Source organism: Paenibacillus sp. E194, assembly GCF_000935845.1.
In the GTDB taxonomy this organism is placed as follows: Bacteria; Bacillota; Bacilli; order Paenibacillales; family Paenibacillaceae; genus Paenibacillus_B; species Paenibacillus_B alvei_B.
Genome location: NZ_JMDX01000454.1, coordinates 1 through 1,904 on the forward strand (window position 1 = coordinate 1; position 1,904 = coordinate 1,904).

The 1,904-nt window shown below is 41.8% G+C and carries 3 protein-coding genes; 2 read left to right on the top strand and 1 reads right to left on the bottom strand.

Annotated features, from left to right (window positions below):
* Positions 1-59: 59 nt before the first annotated feature.
* On the bottom strand, positions 60-590 hold the full coding sequence (locus AZ66_RS28840; protein ID WP_156160132.1) for a hypothetical protein: 531 nt from the start codon (positions 588-590) through the stop codon (positions 60-62).
* 465 nt (positions 591-1,055) lie between these two features.
* Here AZ66_RS28840 and AZ66_RS33185 point away from each other — a divergent pair, with 465 nt between their 5' ends.
* Positions 1,056-1,406, top strand: a complete 351-nt coding sequence (locus tag AZ66_RS33185; RefSeq protein ID WP_231587093.1) for a hypothetical protein — start codon at positions 1,056-1,058, stop codon at positions 1,404-1,406.
* Positions 1,407-1,410: 4 nt separating this feature from the next.
* Positions 1,411-1,904: DDE-type integrase/transposase/recombinase (locus AZ66_RS33190; RefSeq protein ID WP_231587094.1), on the top strand; the 494-nt coding region annotated here is incomplete at its 3' end.

Sequence of the window (1,904 nt, forward strand, 5' to 3'; positions counted from 1 at the left end):
ATACAAAAAACCTCCTTAGACTATTTTCCAAATCTACTATATCTTCTTAACCATGTTAATTAACAGGTATTAGTAAACTTCCATGTATGTATATGGTAAAAATCTTGTGTTTTATAAAACATACATTTTTCTTTGTGGCTGTCGAAAATGCTCCACACTTTGCCAAATGAAGTGAACTCCATACTCTTAAGTTGAAGGTTTTTCATTTTGATAAACGCATTACCATACCAATAGGTGCGGAACTCCAATCGGTGGCTTGGGTTCACCTGAATATATTTCAAGTTAAAATTTTTATATTCAAAGGGACGTTCAAATTCCTGACATGTAATTTCACGATAAGCTAATATCTCTTTTGTTTCAAAATCAAACGCCTCAATATGAGCCACTTTAGCGTTGTCCGCTGAATGATTATCGATCATTAATGGCCAGTTCACTTCCCATGATCCTGCGGGTACGACTGAGATGTAAGGGCCAAAAGTTAGAAATCCTTCACCGTCTTGTTGTGTATTGGCTGACCAGCCCTCACCATCGAGTCTGCCTGTCCTGTGTCCAATCACTGGCTCTGATAACGACCATGTTTTCTTATACATAAGATTAGTGGATTTGCCGATGGTTATATCCCTTGCAGTAACCTTGGCTACCCTATACCAATATATTCTGAATTCCAATCGATGATCGGTAGGGATATTATCAAACGGCAATTCGAAATACTGTGTCACATTTGAATGAAGGAATTGTTGCCTAGTTACTTCGCATGTCGATATGATTCAGGATCGTAGACTTCCAGTCGAACGACTTTCGCATTGTCTGCCGAGTTATTATCAATCATCAAAGGAAAACTAACCTTCCATGTATGTACCTAGCGAGAGATTCTTCACGTAAGGACCAAAGCTCAAAAAGCTTTCTTGATCTTGCTGCATATTAGTAGACCAGCCCTCTCCTTCAGCTCTGCCGTTTCTATGACCAAGTGCAGGATCGGACATTTTCCACGATTTTATATCATTCAATTCTGCTGCTTTAGCATAAGTCTCCCTCCAGCGTACGGTGAGGCTGGCTTGCTAAAAGAGCGCAGAGGCATAGGAAGTACGGGCAGACGATCAAAAACGGAATCATCAGCAGAAGAGAAACTGAAACAAGCAGAGGCTCAGATTAAACTCCTTGAAGCGGAGAACGAGCTTTTAAAAAAGCTAGAAGCGCTCGAAAGGAGAAACAGTAAGGAGTTGACCCCTTCCGAGCGTTTTCAACTCATTATTCAAACAATTCGAAAGCATGATTTACTACGAGTAGCACGTTATCTATGTCAGATTCCCGAAGTAAGTACAAGCGGCTATTACCGTTGGTGCAGCGCTGAAGAGGGTCTGCGAGAGACAGCCGATCAATACGACTTTCAGCTTGGAGCATTTTGAATCGTTGAACGGAAAAATAGGCGCATTGGTTATCAAAATAAGGTTGGAGAAATTGAATGGCGTTGTCATGAATCATAAAAAGATTCGTCGCATCATGCGTAAGTTTGGGTTAGTAGCTACGATCCGTCAAGCTAATCCCTATCGCAAGATGGCTAAAGCGACTCAGGAACATCGTACATGTCCTAATCTTCTTGAGCGTCAGTTTGATCAAGGAGAACCAGAGAAAGTCCTCCTTACAGACATCACATACATACGCTATGGCAGCGGTCAGTGGGCGTATCTTTCTTGTGTAAAGGATGGTGCTACGAAGCAGATTTTGGCGCACTATCTCTCTTCTTCATTGGAATTATCCTTGGTTGAACAGACAATGACTCGCTTACTCAAACGATTGGACGGCAATATTCATCCCAACACCATTTTCCATTCCGACCAAGGTATGCACTATACGCACCCTAAAACCCGCCTCCTTATCGCCGAAGCTGGGTTTAAACAGTCGAA

What these genes read in the sequence shown, in the direction of transcription:
- AZ66_RS28840 (WP_156160132.1), bottom strand. Translation starts at nt 590, where the DNA reads ATGTATAAGAAAACATGGTCGTTATCAGAGCCAGTGATTGGACACAGG.